The following is a 309-nucleotide window of genomic DNA, read 5'->3' on the forward strand; positions in this document are numbered from 1 at the left end:
CGCCGAAGGCATTTGTGCAGGCGATGCTGGATGTGGTGCGGTTTTGAGGGTGAGAGATGAGGCAACGCCTCATCCCTCCGATGCAGCTACGCGATCAGTAGCCGATGTTGGTCAATGCCGTTGGCCCGTTACGTTGGCAGAGCTGCGCAAGATAGAGGCTCTTCGGCGCGACAGGCACGCTGGGCGAATCGACATCACCCGGTGTTTCTGTGGTCTGCGGCATCGTGTTACCGGTGCTGCCGATCAACCAGTTCATCGAACCCGGCGGCGCCTGGAGGTTAAAGGTGGCGGTCGAGTTCCACACCACGC

1 protein-coding gene is annotated in these 309 nt (G+C 60.5%); it reads right to left on the reverse strand.

The genetic code is table 11. The annotated features are described in order from the left end of the window. Nucleotides 1–94: 94 nt before the first annotated feature. A partial coding sequence (locus RVY79_RS18690) for a hypothetical protein (protein WP_317466047.1) occupies nt 95–309 on the reverse strand: 215 nt, incomplete at its 5' end.

It is taken from the genome of Chromohalobacter sp. HP20-39 (assembly GCF_033052815.1).
Classification (GTDB): Bacteria; Pseudomonadota; Gammaproteobacteria; order Pseudomonadales; family Halomonadaceae; genus Chromohalobacter.